General features: G+C 40.9%; 2 protein-coding genes. One reads left to right on the top strand and one right to left on the bottom strand.

Going from position 1 to position 2208, the window contains the following annotated elements; genetic code table 11:
- Window positions 1–692: hypothetical protein (locus tag HP439_RS18840; RefSeq protein ID WP_172391868.1), on the bottom strand; the 692-nt coding region annotated here is incomplete at its 3' end.
- Between the two features lie 117 nt (window positions 693–809).
- Here HP439_RS18840 and HP439_RS18835 point away from each other — a divergent pair.
- Window positions 810–2186 (top strand): DUF4270 family protein, encoded by a 1377-nt coding sequence (locus tag HP439_RS18835; RefSeq protein ID WP_172391867.1) that lies wholly within the window; start codon window positions 810–812, stop codon window positions 2184–2186.
- Window positions 2187–2208: the final 22 nt, after the last annotated feature.

The following is a 2208-nucleotide window of genomic DNA, read 5'->3' as shown; positions in this document are numbered from 1 at the left end:
ACAAACGTACCTATCAGCGTGCTAAGTAATAGCAACGATATCAATGCTTGTCCCCACAGATTGCTTAAAAGATGTCCCCAAGGACTATCAAAACGAGCGAATAAAAATTGATCGCGATCCGGATTAACAAGAATCGGGCGGGTAAGTACAGCCCCATCTGCGCGACTTTCACGAAAATATTGATCCCACTCTTCTCGTTTCATCTCCTGCACAAAGAGACCAAACTTGGCGTCAATCCCACCCTCGAGTAGTACTGTTTCAAGCTGTTTTTCTAGTTGTGCAAGCACCAATTTATTAAAATCTATCTTTTCTAGCAGGTATAGAGGAAGCACCTCATTGGCAATATTGCCCTTTCCTCTACGCATACGTATTTTTGTCTTTTTCTGATTTTCTTTATGCGCACTATCCAGCGCTCTACGCATAGGTTGCAGGTCGATCTGAGGATACACTTGACCGATGAAAGAAACTAATCCGCCTCGCCGACTCGAATCCGAAGAATCGGCTTTCTCTTGCGCTTCAGCCTGTTGCTGATGAAAATTTTGAAGCACGTTAAATAGAGAACGTTCTGCAGTACCCATCAATTGTTCGCGTTCATATCTGTAACTCCCATACAGCCAAATCGCCAGAATAAACGCTATGCCTGTGGCAGTTAACGCTACAATTAGTAGCAGGATTTTATACTTTTTTAACATTATTAATACAAATTTAAATTAGTAGATTTGCAACGCATAAGTAACGGGCCAGTTTTAACAAAATATAACACTGATTAACAGTTCGATTTAAGTACTTTTGCCTGTCAAACATTAAATATGAATCAACTTTTTAAGAGAAATATTACGTTTTTTGCTGTACCTCTTATTATCCTTTTTATTGCAGGAGCATGTGATAAAGATATGAGTATTGTTCTTGATAACTCCACGACTGACGATGTTGGTGTCGCTTTATTAGACACAATCTCCGCATCTACTTCAACCGTACAAATGGACAATCTTCCTTCCTCAGTATCAGGACGGCTACTAGTTGGTAAAGCTACTCAAGATCAATCAGGATCCGTAAAATCAACGGCGTATTTCCGATTAGGTCTTACCTCTTTAACACAGGATATTCCAGAAGCTGCCGCGCTAGATTCGATAAATATACGCATACCCACAGCAAAATCACCAATAGCATATACATACGGAGATACAACAAAAAATCAAACCATCCGGGTTCATCGCTTAACCGAAGATCTTGAGTTAAAAACATTGTCTGGCGGAATACAAAACAATGCGCTGCCGTTCTACGTTACCGGACCTTCACTTTTTTCAAACCAAAAGTTCACCTATGAGCCTACCGATATTGGTAACGTGACCTTCAAACCTTATATGGGGTTGATAGATACGCTAAAGATCCGTTTAAATCAGAGTGTAGGACAAGAACTGTTTGACTTGCTTAAGACGGGCGCCACTGCCGTTTCCTCAAACGAAAATTTCTACAACTATTTCAAAGGTTTAGCCCTGGTTCCAGACGATAACAACACCGCTGTGCTACGATTCACTGATACGGTGGACGTAAACATAAACTACTCATATACAGGGACTGACGGCGCAAAAAAAACGGGAACAAAAACTCTATCTATTGTTGATAAGTCATACGAATCAAACCATATCGAGTACGACAGATCCGAAACTGCTTTCAGCGATCTCACGCCCCAAAAGGGTATTCCCACCTCGGCTACCGCAGGGGTAACATATATCCAAGCCGGAACAGGTGTTGTAGCGAAAATCTCGTTTCCTTCGTTAAAAGGGTTCTTGCAAGATGAAGGCATCTCGATTAATAAAGCGGAACTCGTTATCGAGACACTGCCTCGATCAAGTAACGAGCTATATCCGAACAGCACGGGCGCATCACTGTTCGTAGCGGATCATGCCGGCGTTCCTGTTTCTTTTGTAGGGACACCCTACCAAAATGCTATACAGGAAGCAAGGTATATTCCCGGGACAGAGACAGGGAGTAACGGTCAATTTGTCTTCGATCTAGTTCAACATTTAAAGAATGTAAAATTGAATGACGCTTACGACGATACTTCGTTATATTTAACAAATAATCGCACGGAGCTGTTTAATAGTTTCAGTACCACATTTCTGGCAACGGAAAATGGTAAACCAAAAATTAAATTGAATATATTGTACACTAAATTTAAGTAATCTTATGAATAAGAAGAATTGG

The sequence above is a fragment of the Sphingobacterium shayense genome (assembly GCF_013179575.1).
Taxonomy (GTDB): Bacteria; Bacteroidota; Bacteroidia; order Sphingobacteriales; family Sphingobacteriaceae; genus Sphingobacterium; species Sphingobacterium shayense.
Note: the sequence above shows the minus strand (reverse complement) of the source record. Positions and strands in the feature narration are given on the sequence as shown.